Source organism: Streptomyces sp. NPDC051738, assembly GCF_044453205.1.
GTDB lineage: Bacteria > Actinomycetota > Actinomycetes > Streptomycetales > Streptomycetaceae > Streptomyces.
The window spans coordinates 1-20,242 of sequence record NZ_JBITCM010000032.1 but is presented as its reverse complement, the minus strand read 5'-3'; the positions used below and the strand labels follow the sequence as shown (position 1 = coordinate 20,242).

17 protein-coding genes, 1 rRNA gene, 1 pseudogene and 1 riboswitch are annotated in these 20,242 nt (G+C 68.5%); of the genes and pseudogenes, 6 read left to right on the top strand and 13 right to left on the bottom strand.

The features are described from left to right. Positions 1 to 4: 4 nt before the first annotated feature. The 3 genes and pseudogenes from ACIA8X_RS43650 to ACIA8X_RS43640 all read left to right on the top strand — a co-directional run. Positions 5 to 727: pseudogene (locus ACIA8X_RS43650) on the top strand (cation:proton antiporter); the annotation flags it as partial. A gap of 535 nt (positions 728 to 1,262) precedes the next feature. After that, positions 1,263 to 3,218: an amino acid transporter gene (locus tag ACIA8X_RS43645; RefSeq protein ID WP_393461719.1), complete on the top strand. Its 1,956-nt coding sequence runs from the start codon at positions 1,263 to 1,265 to the stop codon at positions 3,216 to 3,218. A 102-nt stretch (positions 3,219 to 3,320) separates the two neighbouring features. Beyond that, a complete protein-coding gene (locus ACIA8X_RS43640; protein ID WP_393461717.1) occupies positions 3,321 to 3,842 on the top strand; it encodes a hypothetical protein in 522 nt (173 codons plus the stop codon). A 109-nt stretch (positions 3,843 to 3,951) separates the two neighbouring features. Here ACIA8X_RS43640 and ACIA8X_RS43635 read toward each other — a convergent pair whose 3' ends face one another. Continuing rightward, a complete protein-coding gene (locus ACIA8X_RS43635) occupies positions 3,952 to 4,548 on the bottom strand; it encodes a DUF1707 domain-containing protein (RefSeq protein ID WP_393461715.1) in 597 nt (198 codons plus the stop codon). 109 nt (positions 4,549 to 4,657) lie between these two features. On the opposite strand from ACIA8X_RS43635, the gene ACIA8X_RS43630 reads away from it, so the two are divergent. Both ACIA8X_RS43630 and ACIA8X_RS43625 read left to right on the top strand, forming a co-directional pair. Continuing rightward, positions 4,658 to 5,053 carry a molybdopterin-binding protein gene (locus ACIA8X_RS43630; RefSeq protein ID WP_393461713.1) on the top strand — a complete coding sequence of 132 codons (396 nt, stop codon included), beginning with the start codon at positions 4,658 to 4,660 and terminating at the stop codon, positions 5,051 to 5,053. Positions 5,054 to 5,131: 78 nt separating this feature from the next. Then, a complete protein-coding gene (locus ACIA8X_RS43625) occupies positions 5,132 to 5,551 on the top strand; it encodes a molybdopterin-binding protein (RefSeq protein WP_393461711.1) in 420 nt (139 codons plus the stop codon). An 85-nt stretch (positions 5,552 to 5,636) separates the two neighbouring features. On the opposite strand, the gene gcvP is transcribed toward ACIA8X_RS43625, so the two are convergent. Next, positions 5,637 to 8,522 (bottom strand): aminomethyl-transferring glycine dehydrogenase, encoded by a 2,886-nt coding sequence (gene gcvP / locus ACIA8X_RS43620; protein ID WP_393461709.1) that lies wholly within the window; start codon positions 8,520 to 8,522, stop codon positions 5,637 to 5,639. A gap of 176 nt (positions 8,523 to 8,698) precedes the next feature. After that, positions 8,699 to 8,794, bottom strand: a riboswitch (glycine riboswitch). Between the two features lie 114 nt (positions 8,795 to 8,908). On the opposite strand from gcvP, the gene ACIA8X_RS43615 reads away from it, so the two are divergent. Continuing rightward, positions 8,909 to 9,280, top strand: a complete 372-nt coding sequence (locus tag ACIA8X_RS43615; protein ID WP_393461707.1) for a PRC-barrel domain-containing protein — start codon at positions 8,909 to 8,911, stop codon at positions 9,278 to 9,280. Between the two features lie 667 nt (positions 9,281 to 9,947). On the opposite strand, the gene ACIA8X_RS43610 is transcribed toward ACIA8X_RS43615, so the two are convergent. From ACIA8X_RS43610 to rrf, 11 genes are all read right to left on the bottom strand, one after another. Next, positions 9,948 to 11,354 carry a DNA polymerase IV gene (locus ACIA8X_RS43610; protein ID WP_393461705.1) on the bottom strand — a complete coding sequence of 469 codons (1,407 nt, stop codon included), beginning with the start codon at positions 11,352 to 11,354 and terminating at the stop codon, positions 9,948 to 9,950. Positions 11,355 to 11,424: 70 nt separating this feature from the next. Beyond that, positions 11,425 to 12,078, bottom strand: coding sequence for a MerR family transcriptional regulator (locus ACIA8X_RS43605; RefSeq protein ID WP_393461703.1), 654 nt, complete (start codon positions 12,076 to 12,078; stop codon positions 11,425 to 11,427). A 261-nt stretch (positions 12,079 to 12,339) separates the two neighbouring features. Next, the gene (locus tag ACIA8X_RS43600) at positions 12,340 to 12,813 is read right to left on the bottom strand and encodes a bifunctional nuclease family protein (RefSeq protein ID WP_004002801.1); all 474 of its coding nucleotides are present in this window, start codon (positions 12,811 to 12,813) and stop codon (positions 12,340 to 12,342) included. An 86-nt stretch (positions 12,814 to 12,899) separates the two neighbouring features. Then, positions 12,900 to 13,637, bottom strand: a complete 738-nt coding sequence (locus tag ACIA8X_RS43595; protein WP_393461700.1) for a MerR family transcriptional regulator — start codon at positions 13,635 to 13,637, stop codon at positions 12,900 to 12,902. A 41-nt stretch (positions 13,638 to 13,678) separates the two neighbouring features. Further along, complete coding sequence (locus tag ACIA8X_RS43590) at positions 13,679 to 14,584, bottom strand: FHA domain-containing protein (protein ID WP_393461698.1); 906 nt, start codon at positions 14,582 to 14,584, stop codon at positions 13,679 to 13,681. Positions 14,585 to 14,645: 61 nt separating this feature from the next. Beyond that, positions 14,646 to 15,482 (bottom strand): DUF881 domain-containing protein, encoded by an 837-nt coding sequence (locus ACIA8X_RS43585; RefSeq protein ID WP_393461696.1) that lies wholly within the window; start codon positions 15,480 to 15,482, stop codon positions 14,646 to 14,648. A gap of 5 nt (positions 15,483 to 15,487) precedes the next feature. Further along, positions 15,488 to 15,820, bottom strand: coding sequence for a small basic family protein (locus ACIA8X_RS43580; RefSeq protein WP_003988855.1), 333 nt, complete (start codon positions 15,818 to 15,820; stop codon positions 15,488 to 15,490). Beyond that, a complete protein-coding gene (locus ACIA8X_RS43575; RefSeq protein ID WP_393461694.1) occupies positions 15,817 to 16,728 on the bottom strand; it encodes a DUF881 domain-containing protein in 912 nt (303 codons plus the stop codon). Before ACIA8X_RS43575 ends, ACIA8X_RS43580 begins: the two co-directional genes overlap by 4 nt. 99 nt (positions 16,729 to 16,827) lie before the next feature. Further along, positions 16,828 to 19,323 carry a sugar phosphate nucleotidyltransferase gene (locus ACIA8X_RS43570; protein WP_393461692.1) on the bottom strand — a complete coding sequence of 832 codons (2,496 nt, stop codon included), beginning with the start codon at positions 19,321 to 19,323 and terminating at the stop codon, positions 16,828 to 16,830. 115 nt (positions 19,324 to 19,438) lie between these two features. Then, complete coding sequence (locus ACIA8X_RS43565) at positions 19,439 to 20,047, bottom strand: CDP-alcohol phosphatidyltransferase family protein (protein ID WP_093904149.1); 609 nt, start codon at positions 20,045 to 20,047, stop codon at positions 19,439 to 19,441. A gap of 109 nt (positions 20,048 to 20,156) precedes the next feature. After that, positions 20,157 to 20,242: ribosomal RNA gene (gene rrf, locus ACIA8X_RS43560) — 5S ribosomal RNA — on the bottom strand; the annotation flags it as partial.

Below are 20,242 nucleotides of genomic sequence, written 5' to 3'. Positions count from 1 at the left end.
CGGCATGCGCGGCGTGGGTACGGTTCCCGCACTCGTGGTACTGACCACGTTGGTGGCGACCTTCGCACGCCGCCGCGGATACCCGCCCCCTCTCCTCGTGGTCGCCGGGCTGACCGTGGCGCTGCTGCCGGGCACCCCGCAGATCGAGATCAGCCCGGAGGTCATCGGCCTCGTCGTTCTGCCGCCGCTGCTGTACGCGAGTGCGGAGGAACTCTCCTGGCGTGAGCTGCGGCTGGTGTGGAAGCCCGTCGGCGTCCTCGCGGTGGGCCTGGTGCTGGCGTCGGCGGCGGCGGTCGGCGCGGTCGCGTCGGCGATCACGCCGCTGTCCTGGCAGCTGGCCCTGGTGTTCGGTGCGGTCCTGGCCAGCACCGACCCCGTGGCGGTCACAGCACTGGGCCGTCGGCTGGCACTGCCGCCCAAGGTGCAGGTCCTGGTGCAGGCGGAGAGCCTGTTCAACGACGCGACCTCGCTGGTGCTGTTCCGTGTCGCCGTAGGTGTGGCCGTGGCGTCGGCGGCCGCCGACTGGAGTGCGGCGGGCTCGGAGTTCGCCGTCCTCGCGGGCGGCGGCACGGTCATCGGCGCGGCGGTCGCGGCCGTGGTCGCGCTGATCCGGCGGCGCACCGAGGACCCGGTCCTGGAGACGGTGATCGCGCTGGTGACGCCGTACGCGGCCTACGTTCTCGCGGAGGCGGCCCACACCTCCGGCGTCACCTCGGTCGTGGTCGCGATCCAGCCATGAACGGCCTCCGTTGACGTGCTTCTGACGTGCGCTCAGGCCGGTTTGACGCGGATTGACGCGACACACCACCAGGCCGTATGAGTCCCACAAATACCTTGCTGAGCAGGGCCGTCCGGGCACGGAGCGCGACTGGATTCCCTATCGGCCGCCGAGAAGGCCACGGGCGTCAGTGACCTCACGGGACCGTGCCGCCGTCCCACCGCCGACGTCCGTGCGCCAGCGTGCGGGGCCGGGGCCGGGGCCAGCGCATGAGCCCTGACGCTGCGTGTCCGCCCCCACTCCACCCCCTGGCACCCCCACATACAGCCCAACCCCCGCCCTACGAGTCCGTGAGCTGAACTCTTGATGCACGCCCACCGCGGACAGAGCCAGTCTTAACGGAAGCTTGACGCCGCCCTGCCGATCATCCGTGGGCCCGGGCGTCACTCTCCGCATACGCTGGTGCCGCCGTCCGCGTGATGGCCGGAATCCGACGCCGTCCCGCAACCGCACATGGTGGCGTCCGCACATCAGGAGCACGCCGATGGCCACGACCGAACACCCTCCGCCCAGTCGCCTGCGCGCCTGGATGCTGGAGGGCCTGTCCGACATGGGCAAGGGCCATGGCCGCCAGGCGGAGCCGACCGAGTCCAAGCTGGAGCACAAGGGCCAGCCCTGGTACCGCGTCATGTGCCTCACCGGCGTCGACTACTTCTCGACCCTCGGTTACCAGCCGGGCATCGCGGCCCTCGCGGCCGGCCTGCTGTCCCCCATCGCCACCATCGTGCTGGTGATCGTCACCCTGGCCGGCGCCCTGCCCGTGTACCGGCGGGTGGCCGAGGAGAGCCCGCACGGCCAGGGCTCGATCGCGATGCTGGAGCGACTCCTGACGTTCTGGAAGGGCAAGCTCTTCGTCCTGACGCTGCTCGGCTTCGCGGCCACGGACTTCCTGATCACCATCACCCTGTCGGCGGCGGACGCCTCGACCCACCTGGTCGAGAACCCGCACCTGGAAAGCGCCCTGCACGACAAGCAGTTGGTGATCACCCTGATCCTGGTGGCACTGCTGGGCGCCGTGTTCCTCAAGGGCTTCCTGGAGGCGATCGGCGTCGCCGTCGCCCTGGTCGCGGGCTATCTCGCGCTGAACGCGGTCGTCGTGGCCGTCGGCCTGTACCACGTCGCCACCGAGGGACACGTGGTCACCGACTGGTCCAACGCCCTCACCGCCGAGCACGGCAACGTCTTCGTCATGATCGGCGTCGCCCTCATCGTCTTCCCCAAGCTCGCGCTCGGCCTCTCCGGCTTCGAGACCGGCGTCGCCGTGATGCCCCACGTCAAGGGCGACCCGGGCGAGACCGAGGAGGACCCCAAGGGCCGCATCCGGGACACCAAGAAGCTCCTCACCACCGCCGCCCTGATCATGAGCTGCTTCCTGATCGCGACGAGCTTCATCACCACCCTGCTGATCCCGGAGAAGGAGTTCGAGTCGGGCGGCGAGGCCAACGGCCGCGCACTCGCGTTCCTCGCCCACGAGTACCTCGGCAACGTCTTCGGCACGGTCTACGACGCCTCGACAATCGCCATCCTGTGGTTCGCCGGCGCCTCCGCCATGGCCGGCCTGCTCAACCTGATGCCGCGCTATCTGCCCCGCTACGGCATGGCCCCGCACTGGGCGCGCGCGGTGCGCCCCATGGTCATCGTCTTCACGCTGGTCGCCTTCCTGGTGACCTGGATCTTCGACGCCGATGTCGACGCCCAGGGCGGCGCCTACGCCACGGGCGTGCTGGTCCTGATCAGCTCCGCCGCGATCGCCGTGACCATCGCCGCCCGCGAGGCCGGCCAGCGCAAGTGGTTCATCGGCTTCGCGGTCATCTCGGCGGTGTTCCTCTACACGACCGTCGTGAACGTCATCGAGCGCCCCGACGGTGTGAAGATCGGCGCCTGCTTCATCGCGGGCATCATCCTCATCTCCCTCCTCTCGCGGCTGCTGCGCGCCTTCGAGCTCCGCGTGACCAGCGTGACGCTCGACCCCATGGCGGAACGTTTCGTCCGGGACATAGCCAGCCGCAAGATCCGGTTCATCGCCAACGAGCCGGACCGTCGGGACAAGGCCGAGTACCGCGACAAGGTCGAGCAGATCCGCACCGACAACGACATCCCGGGCCAGGAGGACTTCGTCTTCGTCGAGGTGACGGTCACCGACCCGTCGGAGTTCGAGGCGGGCCTGACGGTACGCGGCGAGGTCATGCACAACCGCTACCGCGTCCTCACTCTGGAGTCCGCCTCCATCCCCAACGCCCTGGCCGCGCTGCTCCTGCACGTCCGTGACACGACCGGTTGCATCCCGCACATGTACTTCGAGTGGACCGAGGGCAACCCCTTCACCAACTTCCTGCGCTTCTTCCTCTTCGGCCAGGGCGAGGTCGCCCCGGTCACCCGCGAGGTGCTGCGCGAGGCCGAGCCCGAGCCGGCCCGGCGACCACGGGTGCACACCGGCTGAAACGCCTGCGGCCATCAGGATCGCGTCAACGATGACTCGTAAGGCGTCAGAACACCGTCACGGGCGGTCACTCGGGCGCCCCGGCCACCTACCGTCGATCGTGTGCATGGCAGACGACCGCGTCCGGCCCCGACCGGCGACCGCCACTGGCCAGGCAGCGTGCGGTTCGCCATGGGCTGCACCCTGACCTTCTTCGCCATGACCCTGTTGGTCGACTGGGACGCGGACACCCTGACACCCTCCCGCACCCTGCTCTGGCTGGCGATGACGGCCGCGCTCTTCACGATCCTGCTCCCTCAACGCGTCACCGCCGGCCCGGGATGGCTGGCGGTCCAGGGGCTCGTACGACGGCAGCGGGTACGGACGGACGCCCTGGTGGCCCTACGGCAGTACGGCGATCTCTCCGCACACCTGATCCTGCGCGACACCGACGGCCGCCGCCTGGAACTCGACCCTCGCACCCTGATCGCCAACCCGCTGCTGTGGCACGAGCTCGACAACGGGATACGCCGCTCGCGGGAGCGCGGGACGCTACGGGAAGGCACGGACGTACTGGAGAAGCTGCGGCACCAGATCGACGACGCGACGGCTCGGGCGGTGCTCCGGGAGTCGGGGATCTACTGAGCCCGTCGAGCAGGGCATCGGGGATCTGCTGAGCCCGATACTCACGGCGCCCGGGACCCACTGAGCCCGAGACTCACGCCGTCCGAGATCCAAGGCATCCGAGATCCACTCAGCCCAACACCCACGCCGCCCGAGATCTGCTGAACGGCGTACGCCGAGCGGGCCCCACCACGACCCGCCCGTACGCCTTCCGCCCCGCGATCTCGACCCGCAGCACGACCGGCACACCGGCGTCACCGGCAGGACGCGCCTTGATCTTGGCGTATTCGACGGCCAAGGAGTCGGTGTCCACCACGACGCCAGGCCGGGTGACCAGCCTCAAGGTGCCGCCCTGCATGTCGAGGTCGATGCGCAAGGTCCCGTCGGCTATCACCGCGTGCGTGAAGTCGAGGGTCACGTCACCCCAGGACGACTTGATCTCCAGCCGCCGCGGCACCACCCACCCCTCACCCCGCACGAACGAGCCGCCCTGCTGCTCGATACGGACGACATCCTTGGCCTCGACTCCGCCCGGCACCGGCGACAGATCCGCCCTCAGCGCGGCCAACTCACCCAAGGTGCGGGCGGAAAGGGCGGCGGTCACCCGCTCGTCCAGCTCCTCCATGCTCAGCCGGCCGTCACCCGCCGCGGCGTTCAGCACGTCCACCACGCGGTCCCGGTCCACGTCCGAAGCCCGCAGCCCCGTCCGCGACGGCTCAGCCGACATACCCTCACCCCGATCACACGCCATCGACCCCACTAACGCCATATCGCGTTATACCCAACGGCCAACCCCCTGCCCAGGGTTCCCAGCGATGCCCCCTATCGTGACCGGCATGCACTCCTACACGATCGGCCAGGCGGCGCGACTGCTGGGCGTGAGCCCCGACACCGCCCGCCGCTGGGCGGACGCGGGCCGGGTGGCCACCCACCGCGACGAGGCCGGACGGCGCCTCATCGACGGCACGGACCTCGCCGCGTTCTCGGTCGAACTCGCCAAGTCCGGCAGTGGCGAGGAGGAGACGTCGTACACGTCCGTCCGCAACGCCTTCCCCGGCATCGTCACCGCGATCAAACTCGGCGACGTGGCGGCCCAGGTCGAGATCCAGGCCGGCCCGCACCGGCTGGTCTCCCTCCTCACCCGCGAGGCGGTCGAGGAGCTGGGCCTGGAGGTGGGCATGGAGGCCACCGCCCGCGTGAAGTCGACGAACGTCCACATCGACCGCACGTAACCGGACAACAGCGGGCACTACGGTAGGAATCGCTAGCCCAAGCCGCCACAAGCCCCTACCGTCTGCGAGGCGTCCCCCATGAGCCTGAGCATCCGCAATCAGCTCCCCGGCACCGTCACCGCCATCACCCCCGGCGAGGTCATGGCAACGGTCAAGGTCCGCCTCGCCGGCGGCCAGGACCTCACCGCGGCGGTCACCCTGGAGGCCGTCGAGGACCTCGGCCTGACCGCGGGCACCGCCGTGAACGCCCTCGTGAAGGCCACGGAGATCTCCCTCGCCACCGCCCCGGTCAAGGGCCTGTCCATCCGCAACCAGCTCCCCGGCACGATCACCGGCCTCGCCACGGGCGGCGCGATGGCCTCGGTCAAGATCGCCGTGGACGGCGCCGACCTGACCGCGGCCATCACCAAGGACGCCACCACCGACCTCGCCCTGTCCCCCGGCGTCCCCGTGGTCGCGCTGGTCAAGGCGACGGAGGTCGCACTGACGACGACGTGACGCACAAGGGCTCCGCCCCGGCCATGGACGGCCGGGGCGGAGCCCTAAGTTCAGCTGCGTCGGTACGGGTACGAACCCGTGAACGTCAGTCCTCGTACGCATCCAGCGGCGGGCAGGAGCAGACCAGGTTCCGGTCACCGAAGGCCTGGTCGATCCGGCGCACCGGCGGCCAGTACTTCTCGGTGGCCGACACCCCGGCCGGGAACACGGCCTCGTCACGGCCGTACGCGTGCTCCCACTCCCCGCCCAGCGCGCCCGCGGTGTGCGGGGCGTTGCGCAGCGGGTTGTCGTCGGCGGGCCACTCGCCCGACCCGACCTTCTCGATCTCCGCGCGGATGGCGATCATCGCCTCGCAGAACCGGTCGAGTTCGGCCAGGTCCTCGGACTCGGTCGGCTCGATCATCAGCGTCCCGGCCACCGGGAACGACATCGTCGGCGCGTGGAAGCCGTAGTCGATGAGCCGCTTGGCCACGTCGTCGACGCTCACCCCGGTCGCCTTGGTCAGCGGCCGCAGATCGATGATGCACTCGTGCGCGACCAGCCCGCCCGGCCCGTTGTAGAGCACCGGGTAGTGCGGCTCCAGCCGTTTGGCGACGTAGTTGGCGGACAGCACCGCCACCTGCGTGGCCCGCTTGAGTCCCTCGCCGCCCATGAGCCGGACGTACGCCCACGAGATCGGCAGGATCCCGGCGGAGCCCCAGGGCGCGGCCGAGATCGGCCCGACTCCCGTCTCGGGCCCGGCGGCGGGCTGCAGCGGGTGGTTCGGCAGATACGGCGCCAGGTGCGCCCGCACGGCGACGGGCCCGACGCCCGGACCGCCGCCACCGTGCGGAATGCAGAACGTCTTGTGCAGGTTCAGGTGGGACACGTCACCGCCGAAGTGCCCCGGCTTGGCAAGCCCCACAAGGGCGTTGAGGTTGGCGCCGTCGACGTACACCTGCCCGCCCGCGTCGTGCACCTGCGCGCAGATGTCGGCGACATGCTCCTCGAACACACCGTGCGTCGACGGGTACGTGATCATCAGCACCGACAGCTCGTCGCGGTACTGCTCGATCTTCGCCCGCAGGTCCTCGACGTCGATCTCGCCGTCCTCGGCGGTCTTCACGACGACGACCTTCATGCCGGCCATGACGGCACTGGCGGCATTGGTCCCATGCGCGGACGACGGAATCAGACACACGGTCCGCTGCTCGTCCCCGTTGGCCCGGTGGTACCCGCGTACGGCGAGCAGCCCGGCCAGCTCGCCCTGCGACCCGGCGTTGGGCTGGAGCGACACGTTGTCGTAGCCGGTGACCTCGGCGAGACGTTCCTCCAGCTCGCGGATGAGCGTCAGATAGCCCTGCGCCTGCTCGGCGGGCGCGAAGGGGTGCAGCTGCCCGAACTCCGGCCAGGTGACCGGTTCCATCTCGGTCGTCGCGTTGAGCTTCATCGTGCAGGAGCCCAGCGGGATCATGCCGCGGTCGAGCGCGTAGTCACGGTCGGCGAGCCGGCGCAGGTAGCGCAGCATGGCCGTCTCGGAGCGGTTCTGGTGGAAGACGGGGTGCGTGAGGTACTCGTCCCCGCGCAGCAGCCCACCCTGAAGACCGTCCTCGGCCGCCGCGTCCAGCGCCTCGATGTCCCCCTCGACCCCGAACGCCGTCCATACGGCGCCCAGTTGGGCCCGCGTGGTGGTCTCGTCGCAGGCGATGGACACCTGGTCGGCATCGACGAGACGCAGGTTGACGCCGTTCTGCCGGGCGGCGGCGACGACCTCGGCGGCCTTCGCGGGCACCCGCACGGTCAGCGTGTCGAAGTAGGCGCCATGCACCACCTCGACCCCACCCGCCGCGAGCCCCGCGGCGAGGACGGCGGCATACCGATGGGTCCGCAGAGCGATGCCCTTCAGCCCCTCGGGCCCGTGGTAGACGGCATACATCCCGGCCATCACGGCGAGCAGCACCTGAGCGGTACAGATGTTGCTGGTCGCCTTCTCCCGGCGAATGTGCTGCTCACGCGTCTGCAGGGCCAGCCGGTACGCCTTGTTCCCGTCGGCGTCCACGGACACGCCCACGAGCCGACCGGGCAGGCTGCGCGCGAACTTCTCGTGCACGGCCATGTAGCCGGCGTGCGGCCCACCGAAGCCCATCGGCACACCGAACCGCTGCGTCGTCCCGATCGCGATGTCCGCCCCGAGCTCACCAGGGGACTTCAGCAGGGTGAGCGCGAGCAGGTCGGCGGCGACGGAGACGAGGGCACCGAGCTCGTGAGCCTGCTCGATGACGGGCTTGATGTCCCGTACGACACCGGAGGCGCCCGGGTACTGGAGGAGCACGCCGTTGATCTCACGCCTGGCGATCTCGGCGGGGATTCCCTCGCTGAGGTCGGCGACCACGACCTCCACACCCGTCGGCTCGGCGCGGGTCTCGATCACGGCGATGGTCTGCGGAAGGACGTCCGCGTCGATCAGGAACAGACCCTTCTTGTTCTTTCCCATGCGCCGGGACAGGGCCATGGCCTCGGCGGCCGCCGTGCCCTCGTCGAGCAGCGAGGCGCCTGACGTCGGCAGCCCGGTGAGATCGGCGACCATGGTCTGGAAGTTCAGCAGGGCTTCGAGCCGCCCCTGCGAGATCTCGGGCTGGTACGGCGTATAGGCGGTGTACCAGGCGGGATTCTCCATGACATTCCGCAGAATGACCGGCGGAGTGAACGTCCCGTAGTACCCGAGCCCGATCATCGAGTCCAGCACCTGATTGCGGTCGGCGAGCGACCGCAGCTCGGCCAGCACCTCGGCCTCGGTACGCGCCCCCGGCAGATCGAGGGAGTCGGCGTTCTTGATCACATCCGGCACCGCGGCGGCGGTGAGCTCGTCCAGCGAGCCGTACCCGACATGGGCAAGCATCTTGGCCCGAGCCTCATGATCGGGACCGATGTGACGCTGCTCGAAGGGAATACCCTGCTCGAGCTCGGAGAGCGGAATGCGATGGGCGGTCATTGCGGAGGCCTCCTGGTCTGACACGACCTTCGAGGGGCACCACGGCACGGGTACCCGGACGGCCTCCCCCTCTGTCATCTCAACCTGAGAGCTTCACCGGGCCACCCGAGGGCTCCCGGCTTTCACCGTCGGTGAGAGCGGAGGCCATCGACACCCGCCCTGCTTTCCAGAGTGACCTCGTCCGTGCGGTACGTGTGCCTGAGAGATTCCGGGGAGGATTTGCTCCTTCGGCGCCTCCGATGGTGTCCGGAGGACTCTCCCGCACGGGGTCAGCAGCCGCTAGCAAGACTACCAGCGAGGTCAACGCACGAACCTTCGAGTGGCCGCACTCACCAATGTGCCCTTTCGTAGTGCTTACGGATGAGTTGCGACCAAGTGGAGGGCCCGTGCAGACCGACATCGATCCGCGCAATCTGATCGGCCGCAAGGCCTTCGACCGTGACGGCACCAAGATCGGCACCATCGACGAGGTCTACCTCGACGACGCGACCGGAGTGCCGGAATGGGCGGCGATACGCACCGGCCTGTTCTCCCGGGACGCCTTCGTCCCCCTGGAGCCCAGCGAACTCGTAGAGGGCACCCTCCACGTCCCCTTCGACCGAGCCCTGATCAAGGACGCCCCCGACTTCGGCGTAGGCCGCCACCTCTCCCCCGAACAGGAACTCCAGCTCTACCACCACTACGGCCTGAACGTGGCACCTCCGCCCCCCATCCCAGACCGAGACTTCGGCAAGCTGGCAGGCACAGAGGACACCTGACCCACCCCACATCAGCCCCGACGAAACGTCTGCTTCACCCCACAGCAGCCCCCACCAAACGCCTACCTCACCCCACAACCACCATCACGGCACTCCAGCCCCACCCCATAACAGCGCCTGCGGCGGCACGCCTGCTCACTCCACAACAGCGCCCACGACACACGTGCCCCACCCCCACGACACTCCGTTCCCTCCCCACAGCCGCTCTTACGGCATGCCTATCTCACCCTCCTACAACGCGCTCCATCCCCAACGACCCGCTGCAGTTCCTAAGCCCTTCCTCACGCACCTGAGGCCACACCCACCCCAGCCACCGGCCTGCCCCGCACAGCCCACGGGACCCAAGCCCACCCAGCCCGCGGACAGCCACGCCGCCAGGACGGAACCCACCCAACCTGCGGGCAGCCACACCGCCAGGGCGGAACCCACCCAAGCACGCACAGCCCCCGGGTCCCCGCCACCCAGCCTGCGGACAGCCATGCCGCTGGCACGGAACCCACCCAGCCTGCGGGCAGTCGTGCCGCTGGGGCGGCACGGGTGGGCGCAGGCGGCACCACGCAAGCGCGGACGAGCGTCCCCACCTCCAGCGCAACCACAACCCCGGCCCGGCTCGGCAGCCAAGCTCCCCAGGCCCTCCGCCACCCCACACCCCCAGCCAACCCGCCCCCTAGCCGCCCGGAACCGCAGACGCCACCCCCGAGTCCCCCTCCCCGCCCCCCGTTCCCGAACCCCCAGGTCTTCGCGCCACCAGCGGCAACGGCTCGGCCGACTCCAACCCCGGATCGTCCACCCGAAACGTCCGCACCCGCCCCGGCTCCGACCCAGGCGTCTCGAACCGCACAGTCACCCGCCCTAGCCCACTCCCCTGTACCCACCCATGCCCATACTCGACGTGCCGCACGTCATGCCCGGCAACCCACCGCCGCTCAACAGGCACGACTTCCCGCTCCTCCGCAGGCTCCCCCTGATCCCCCTCCTCCTCGGCGAGCTCCACCCGCTCCCCCGCCGCCTGCGCGAACAGATCCTCCTGCGTGTAGTCGGCCAACCCACTCACCCCGACCCCCAGCAGCCGCACACCCCCCGTCGTGTCCACGGCATCCAGCAACCGCGCCGCAGCCTCCCGCACCACCGCCGGATCATCCGTAGGCCCCCGCAACGTCTCGGACCGCGTCAGGGTGGAGAAGTCGTACCGCCGCACCTTCAGCACGATCGTCCGCCCGGACAACCCGGCCCCCCGCAACCGCCGCACACAACGGTCGGCCAGCCGCTGCACCTCAAGCCCGACCCGGACCCGATCATGGATGTCCACGTCATACGTGTCCTCGACGGAGACCGACTTGGCCTCCCGCTCCGCCACCACAGGCCGATCGTCATGCGCCAGCGCCATGGCATACAGGGCACGACCATGGGCGTTGCCCAGCAGCCGTACGAGCTCGTCCTCCCCCGCCTCGGCGATCTCGTCGACCGTGTGGATCCCGGCCCGCCGCAGATGGTCCCCCGTCGCCGGCCCCACCCCCGGCAACGTCCGCACGGACATCGGCCCGAGCAGCGCCCTCTCGGTCCCGGGCTCGATCAGCACCAGCCCATCGGGCTTGGCCTGCTCCGAGGCGATCTTCGCCAGCATCTTGGACCCGGCCAGCCCCACCGACCCCGCAAGCCCCGTGACCGCCCGTATGTCGCCGCGCAGCTTCGTCCCCACCAGCCGCGCCGACCGCTCGTCCCAGGCCACTCCCCCGGCGTCCAGGTCCACGAACGCCTCGTCCAGGCTCAGCGGCTCCACCAGCGGCGACAGCTCCCCCAGCAGTCCCATCACCAGCTCGCTGATCTCCCGGTAGACCGCGAAGCGCGGGACGAGATACGCGGCATTCGGCGCCAGCCGACGCGCCTGGGCCGTGGGCATCGCCGAGTGCACCCCGAAGACCCGAGCCTCATAGGACGCGGTGGCAACGACTCCACGCGGCCCGATCCCACCGACGATCACGGCCTTCCCGCGCAGGCTCGGCTTGGATGCCTGCTCCACCGAGGCGTAGAAGGCATCCATGTCGAGATGCAGGATCGTGGGCGCGTTTCTCACATCTCCGATGCTGCCTCACGCCACTGACAATGCCCCGCTACGACCGCGCTGCGACGGCCACTCAGACTGCTCAGACAGCCCGATTACGCCGCCGAGCCAGCTCATCGGCGGGGTTGTGCCCGACCAACGTCTCCCCGGTGTCGATGCGCTCCCCGTGCAACTGCGACAAGGCACTCTCGACGTCCCGCCACACCACACCCACGGCGATCCCGAAGATCCCCTGCCCACCCTGGAGCAGCGCATGAACCTCGTCCGGCGAGGTGCACTCGTACACCGTCGCACCGTCGCTCATCAGCGTCATGCGCTCCAGATCACGAAAGCCCCGCTCCCGCAGATGCTGCACGGCGGTCCGGATGTTCTGCAGCGACACACCGGTGTCGAGGAACCGCTTGACGATCTTCAGGACGACGACGTCCCGGAAGCTGTACAGCCGCTGTGTCCCCGACCCGTACGCGGGCCGCACGCTCGGCTCGACCAGGCCGGTGCGCGCCCAGTAGTCGAGCTGCCGGTAGGTGATACCGGCGGCCGCACACGCCGTCGGACCGCGGTAGCCGATCTCCTCGGACTCCATGGACGCCGCCCCTCCGCCGCTGCTCGGCACGGCCGTCGGTCGCTGCGGAGCGTGATCGGTCGCGCTGCCCTGAAGCGGGTACGGTCCGCTCGTCCTCGCCCCGAGACTGGGCCCGGAAGCGCCCCCACCCGCACCGTCGCCGCTGCTTCTCACGCCGACCTCCGTCCTTGACCTGCCTTCTCGACGGTAGGCAGTCACCAGGGGTGCGTCAACGATCGCCACACTCGGCACGCCGAGTGATAATCACCCTAGGAGTGGTTTCCCGCACCCCACCGCGGGGAAAGGCTAGCCGAATGCGCTCGAACGAGGCCGCGGGACGCTCTCACTCGCCGCAGGCAAATGCCGGCATTTGAGCCGCAACCGACTGCGGGCCACCCGTTCACGGACCACGAGCCGCAGACAGCCCACGCCGCCTCACTGACTGCTGGTGCCGAAGTCCTCGGGCGAGATCTGGTCGAGGAACTCGCGGAACTTCTCCACCTCGTCCTCCTGCTCGTCCGGAATCGCGATGCCGGCATCGTCGAGCACCCCGTCGCTGCCGTAGATCGGCGTTCCGGTGCGCAGGGCCAGCGCTATGGCATCCGATGGGCGGGCGCTCACCTCGACACCGCTGGCGAAGACCAGCTCGGCGTAGAAGACGCCCTCACGCAGATCCGTGATGCGTACTTCGGTGAGCTCCTGACCGACGGCCTCCAGCACGTCCTTGAACAGGTCGTGGGTCAGCGGTCGCGCGGGGGCCATGCCCTGCTGGGCGAAGGCGATCGCCGTCGCCTCCCCCGGCCCGATCCAGATGGGGAGGTAGCGGTCGCCTCCCACTTCGCGCAGGAGCACGATCGGTTGGTTGGAGGGCATTTCCACCCGGACACCTACGACATCGAGCTCGTTCACACAGCAACCCTAGGCCGTGCTCGGGACGTTTGGGTAGTCGGGCCGAGAACGGCTGGCCGATCCGGCCGATCCCGGGTATGCCCGGCTCAGGGCAGCTGCACCCCGAGCGCGGTCTGCACGAGCGCGGCATGCAGCTTCACCGTCAGCCCCGCCAGCTCCTTCGCACGGGCCTCCGCGTGTGCCCTGGTCTGCGGGTTGCGGTGGCGCCTGAGGGGTGCCACGACCTGGTCCACGAGCCCGGCCTCACGGTCGGCCGCCGCCTTCATCACCCGCAGATGCCTCGGCTCGATCCCGAACCGCCCCAGCTCGGCGACGAGGGAGGCCACGGTCACCGCCTCCGCCTTGTACGCCCCGCCCGGCAACGGAGCGATCAGGCCGTACGACTCCCACTCCTCAAGCTCCTGCTCACCGATCCCGGCAGCCACGAGCAGCTCGGCGCGCCCCACCCGGGCCACCGCGGGCCCCTCGACGGGCTCCAGCACGGTTTCGCCGTCCCGCTGGCGGCACAGTGCCGGCAGGGGGGCGGCTTCACCGCGCTCCATGGCGTCCAGATGCTCGCGGATCACCTTGAGCGGCAGATAGTGGTCCCGCTGCATCCGCAGGACATGGCCGAGGCGCTCGACGTCCTGCGCGCTGAACTTGCGGTACCCCGAGGGGGTCCGCTGCGGCTCGACAAGACCCTCCGACTCCAGAAAGCGGATCTTGGAGATGGTGATGTCAGGGAACTCCTCGCGCAGCACGTTCAGGACCGTGCCGATGCTCATCAGCCGACTGTCCGTGGCGGCGGCGCCGGGCCGGGCACCGCCGCTCGGTGTTTTCAGCATGGACCTTCCCTGGGTCTCCCCGGATGGACTCCGGGGGAGGGTCAGTAGCCCCGCTGGCTCGCGTAGAAGACCAGCCGATACTTGCCGATCTGCACCTCGTCGCCGTTGTTCAGAGCGACCTGGTCGATCCGCTCGCGGTTGACGTAGGTGCCGTTCAGGCTGCCGACATCGGCCACCGTGAACGAGCCGTCCTGGGCGCGACGGAACTCCACGTGGCGACGCGAGACCGTCACGTCGTCCAGGAAGATGTCGCTCTGCGGGTGCCGACCAGCCGTAGTCAAATCGCTGTCCAGGAGGAAACGGCTGCCCGAGTTCGGCCCGCGACGCACCACCAGCAGCGCGGAGCCCAGCGGCAGCGCGTCGACAGCCGCCTGTGCCTCGGGGGACAGCGCCGGGATCTGCGTCTGGCCGGTGACCTCGGCGTCGTAAGCCTCAAGGCCGGAGATGGAGATCGTGGAGGTCGTCTCGGACGGGCGCTCGGGCGTCGCACCGGCCCGCAGCGGAGCGCCGCAGTTGGAACAGAAGCGGCTGTTCTCCGCGTTGCGGTTACCGCACCTCGTACACACCAGGGCCGACATCGGGGAAAACCCTCCACCCGTACTTGAGGTTGACGGTTGCCCGAAACCTATGTCGCCGGACTGGCCAGGGTCAACTGACGGCGCGCTTTGACCTCCGGAAATGTCGCCGCCCGGACCAGGCACCTGGTCCCTGAAGAGGGGACGCTGCCCTTCCTCGTCCCCCTGTGCGCGATGACGAGCGGTCGCGTTGTCGTTACCCTCTCGCGCGCTCTTGCCGAACAACTTCGCAAACAACTTCACGGGCGATTCCCCTTGACCGAAACAGACCCGCCCGTGGGGCAGGACGAACCCTGACTGCTCACACTGGCCGACCCGGACATCTTCACAACGTCCGTCTCCACCAGACAGTTTCCACCACGCACCACCCATTCGGTGCGTCGACCCCCCGCAACCTCATGCCCTCGCCGGACGTCCGCCATGCACCGCCGGTTCACTGGGAGGACGACCGAGCGTAGTCAGGCCGCTTCGCAGCTCGCAAGGCGTCCACGACGATCTTGTCCGACCGCTCGATGGTCACGGTGGCCTGCTCCTTCTCGAGAGTCTGCACCACGCCTCCAGGGATGTTGAGCGCCGGTTCCAGGTCCTGCGGCTTGCCGATGACCTTGAAACGATAGGGAGCGTTGATCTTGTTCCCGTCGACGCTCACGCTGTTGCCGGAATCCGTCAGATAGGTTCCGGCGACAACGCGTACGCCGTTCACCTGGATCGCCTCAGCGCCGGCCGCGCGCAGCTCCTGGATCGCGTCGAGCAGCATGTCCGCTTCGACCGTCCCCTTCGTGTCGTCGATGGTCAACGTGATGCCTGGTCCCTGCGCGGCCACCGTGCCCGCCAGAATGCCGAGTTGCCTTTCCTTCTCGACCGTCTGCTTGCGGGCCTCCTCGGCCTGGTTCGAGCTGTTCTCCAGCTCGTCGCGCTGCTTTTCAAGACCTTGCTTCTCGTCCTCAAGACGCTGAGTACGGTCGTCCAGTTCATCGAGAATGCGAACGAGATCTTCCTGACGTGCGCCCCGCAGTGCGCTGTCACCGTCGCTGTTGGACGCGACCTGGACGGCCAGGCCGAAGCCGAGGCCGAACAGCAGCAGGGCGACGATGAGTTGGGCCCGGGTGACCCTCGGCGGCCACAGCCCCTGCACCAGCCGCTGCCGCCCGGTCAGCCCGCTCTGCTGCTCCTCGGGAGCCTCCGCGGCCTCGGCAGCGCCGACCGCAGGAACCTCCTCGGGCAGTTCCTTGCGCAGCCTGTTCTCGGGTGTCTCGTCGTGGTTGCTCATCGGCCTCACGCCCGGAACACGTGCCGGCGAATGGCCGCGGCGTTCGAGAAGATCCGGATGCCGAGCACCACGACGACACCCGTGGAAAGCTGGGCGCCCACACCCAACTTGTCGCCCAGGAACACGATCAGCGCGGCCACGACCACGTTGGACAGAAACGACACGACGAAGACCTTGTCGTCGAAGATGCCGTCGAGCATGGCCCGCAGACCCCCGAAGACGGCGTCCAGCGCCGCCACGACGGCGATCGGCAGATAAGGCTCGACGACCGCCGGAACCTCGGGCCGGACCAACAGGCCGGCCACGACTCCCACGACGAGGCCCAGTACGGCGATCACGATGTGCCCTTCTCGGTTTTCTCGGTGTTCGGCTGTGCGGTACGTACGGTCACGCTCGGTGCGGCGGGCAGTCGAAGGTCGTCCTGCACGGAAATACTGGTCCTGATCCCGAAGTTCTCCTGCAGGGCGTGCAGGTAGAGCCCGTCCGCGCTGTCCTGGAACCTGGTGCTGAGCCGCTTCCCGTCCCCCACCGCGAGCACCGTGTACGGCGGGACCAGCGGCTTGTTGTCGACCAGTATCGCGTCTCCCGCGGCCCTGATGGCCGACAGCGCCGTCAGCCGCTGCCCGTTGATGGAGATCGCCTCGGCGCCCGACTCCCACAGTCCGTTGACCACACGCTGCATGTCACGGTCGCGCACCCGCCCGGTGTCGGCGAACCCGGATGTCCCGCGCGGATTGCCGTCGCCATCGGTGGAGGCTTCCTTGGCGTCGTTCACGACGAGCCTCACGCCGGGCCCGTGCACTTCCACGGCGCCCGCCAGGATGCCCACCAGCTCGGCCTGGTCGCTGTCACCTGTCGTTTTCAGCGCCTCGCGCTGTCTCGCGCTCACGTCGTCACGCAGCTTGTCGACGGACTCCTCCAGCTGGTCGGCCGCCGCCGTCTCACGGTCGATGCGGTCGATCAGTTCCTCGCGCTCCTTGGCCATGACCGGCGCAGCCACCCGCGCCTGCGCCGCTCCCACAGTCACCACGAGCGCCGCGAGCACCAGACCAGCAGCCAGCCCCAGCTTCGCCCGCAGCGTCTTGGGCAGACCCCCGTCGCCCGCGGCCTTCTTCCGGGCAGCAGCCTCTGCGTACCCGTCGTCGAGGCTGTGATCCATGACGTTGGTGAGCAGCGACATGGACGCGTCGGGCCGCGTGGGGGGCGTAGGTGTGCTCCGAACGGGGGGCTGCGGCATGCCGCACATCGTCGCACGTTGCGACCACTACCTCCGAATGGCCCCACCGGCGTGCCGGACAGGCCCCGTTCGGGGACACCTGTCCGGCACGCGCGCGTGCTGCTTGCCTCAGCGGCCGGCGCTGTCCACGACAGCCGACCACTCGTCGAGCAGGGCCTGCGCGGACGCGTCGTCCGGCCCCTCGGCCCACAGATGGGTGACCGCTTCGGCCGGGTCGGGCAGCACCATCACCCAGCGCCCGTCGGTCTCCACCACTCGCACACCATCAGTGGTGTCGACAAAGCGATCGCCGGCGGCCTCGACGACCCGCCGCATGACTAGCCCCTTCACGGCCCAGGGAGTCGCAAGGTCCCGCTTGATGACATGCGCCCGCGGGATCCGCGCGTCGATCTGGCTGAGCGTGAGCTGCGTCCGCGCCACCAGCCCGATGAGCCGTACGAAGGCCGCCGTACCGTCGAAGACGCTGCTGAACTCCGGGACGATGAACCCGCCCCTGCCGTCACCACCGAAGATCGTCGTGTCGTCACGGCCCACCCGGGTCAGATCGTCCGGTGATGTGGTCGTCCACTCCACCTGAGTCCCGTGATAGGCCGCCACCTGCTCGGCGATCCGTGTGGTGGTCACCGGCAGCGCCACCCGTCCACTGCGCCGCTCAGCGGCCACGAGGTCGAGCATGACGAGCAGGGCCCGGTCGTCCTCGACGATCCGCCCCTTCTCGTCGACCAGCGACAGCCGCTCACCGACCGGGTCGAACCGCACCCCGAACGCGGCCCGCGCCGACGCCACGATCTCGCCCAGCCGCACCAACCCCGACCGTCGCGTATCCGCCGACTCCGTGGGCCTCGACTCGTCCAGACCCGGGTTGATGGTCAGCGAGTCCACACCGAGCTTGCCGAGCAGACTCGGCAGCACAAGCCCGGCACTCCCGTTCGACGCGTCGACCACGACCTTGAGCCCCGACTCCGAGATCCCGGTCGTATCGACGTTCCGCAGCAGCGACCCGGTGTACGAGTCGAAGACACTGGCCGGAAAATGCAGATCCCCGATCTCACCCGGGAACGCACGCCGGTACTCCTGCCGCGCGAAGACCCGGTCGAGCTTGCGCTGACTGGCCTGAGACAGGTCGGCACCCTGCCCGTCGAAGAACATTATGTCCACGGAATCCGGCACCCCGGGCGTCGTCCGGATCATGATCCCGCCGGCACTGCCCCGCGCGGTCTGCTGCCGCGCCACAGGCAGCGGTACGTTCTCGAGATCTCGTACGTCGATGGCGCTGGCCTGCAGAGCGGAAATGACCGCCCGCTTCAGCGCACGCGCACCACGGGAGTGGTCGCGAGCCGTCGTGACGGTGGAACCCTTCTTCAAGGTCGTCGCATAGGCGCCGGCGAGGCGCACGGCGAGCTCGGGCGTGATCTCCACGTTCAGGATTCCGGAGACACCACGAGCACCGAAGAGATGCGCCTGCCCCCTCGACTCCCAGATCACCGAGGTGTTGACGAAGGCGCCGGCCTCGATGGTCTTGAACGGATAGACGCGCACATTGCCCTGAACGATCGATTCCTCACCGATCAGGCACTCGTCACCGATGACCGCGCCGTCCTCGATCCGGGCGGCGCGCATGATGTCGGTGTTCTTACCGACGACGCAACCGCGCAGATTACTGTGCTGCCCGACGTACACGTTGTCGTGGACAACAGCCTTGTGCAGAAAGGCGCCGCTCTTCACGACGACGTTCGAGCCGACGACGGTGTGCTCCCGGATTTCCGCCCCGGCCTCGACCTTGGCGTAGTCCCCGATGTACAGCGGCCCGCGGAGAACGGCATCAGGATGCACCTCAGCGCCTTCCGCCACCCACACACCCGGGGAGATCTCGAAGCCGTCGATCTCGACGTCGACCTTGCCCTCCAGAATGTCGGCCTGCGCCTTCACGTAGCTCTCGTGAGTGCCGACGTCCTCCCAGTATCCCTCCGCGATATACCCATAGATCGGCTTGCCCTCCTTCATCAACTGCGGGAAGACATCGCCGGACCAGTCCACGGGGACGTCGGGCTCGACATAGTCGAAGACCTCGGGCTCCATGACATAGATGCCGGTGTTCACCGTGTCCGAGAAGACCTGACCCCAGGTCGGCTTCTCCAGGAAGCGCTCGACCCGGCCTTCCTCATCGACAATGGTGATGCCGAATTCCAGCGGATTGGGCACACGGGTCAGACAGACGGTGACCAGCGCGCCGTTTTCCTTGTGGAAATTGATCAGCTCGGTGAGGTCGAAGTCAGTCAGGGCATCACCGGAGATGACGAGGAAAGCATCGTCTTTCAACGCCTCTTCGGCGTTCTTGACGCTTCCGGCGGTACCGAGTGGCTTCTCCTCATTGGCATAGCTGAGCTCCATTCCGAGCTCTTCACCATCACCGAAGTAGTTCTTGACCAGCGAGGCCAGGAACTGAACGGTCACGACGGTTTCGGTCAGCCCATGCCTTTTGAGCAGCCGCAGAACGTGCTCCATGATCGGCCGGTTGACCACCGGCAGGAGCGGCTTGGGCATGCTTGAGGTCATGGGGCGCAGGCGTGTGCCTTCGCCCCCGGCCATCACGACGGCCTTCATGTCGGAAGCGTCCTCCTCGAAGAGACGACGGTCTAGCCGACTTCACCCGTCCAGATTGTCCCGCACTTTTCCGCCGCGGGCCATCGAGCAGCTACGCCCACTTCAATCCGCGAGTTCAATCGGCCATGGCGTCCGCACGAACCAGGCGGCGGACTTGTACCACGTAGAGGACTCCTGCCCACCAGTACAGCGTTGTACCCCATCCGGCGAACGCCCATCCGAAAATAGCAGCGAGTGACGGGAGCCAGCCACTCCCGTCACTGAGCAGCAACAACGGGAAGGCGTACATCAGGTTGAAGGTGGCCGCCTTACCCAGGAAGTTCACCTGCGGCGGCGGATAGCCATGACGCCTGAGGACGCCCACCATCACCAGCAGAACCAGCTCTCGGGCCAGAAGTGCAGCGGTCAACCAGATGGGCAGAATCTCGCGCCAGGTGAGACCGACCAGAGTCGAGAGAATGTAGAGCCGGTCAGCAGCGGGATCCAGCAGCCGGCCGAGACTGCTGATCTGGTTCCAGCGCCGCGCGAGCTTGCCGTCCAGATAGTCACTGACGCCGCTCAGAGCCAGCACCAGAAGCGCCCAGCCATCGCTCTTCGGCCCGCCGAACTCGGGCCTGAGAATCAGCCACAGGAACAGCGGCACGCCAACGAGCCGCGCCATGCTGAGGATGTTGGGGATGGTGAGGACCCGGTCCGTCTGGACGCGGGTCTCCTGGACCTCCACCCGGGAGCCTCCTGTGGGAAACGTACTTACGATGCCCCCTGACCCTACCCCAACGCAAAAAAGCTCTGGCTCTCGGGCTGCATGCCCAAGAGCCAGAGCTCTAAAAGGAGTTCGGCGGCGTCCTACTCTCCCACAGGGTCCCCCCTGCAGTACCATCGGCGCTGTAAGGCTTAGCTTCCGGGTTCGGAATGTAAC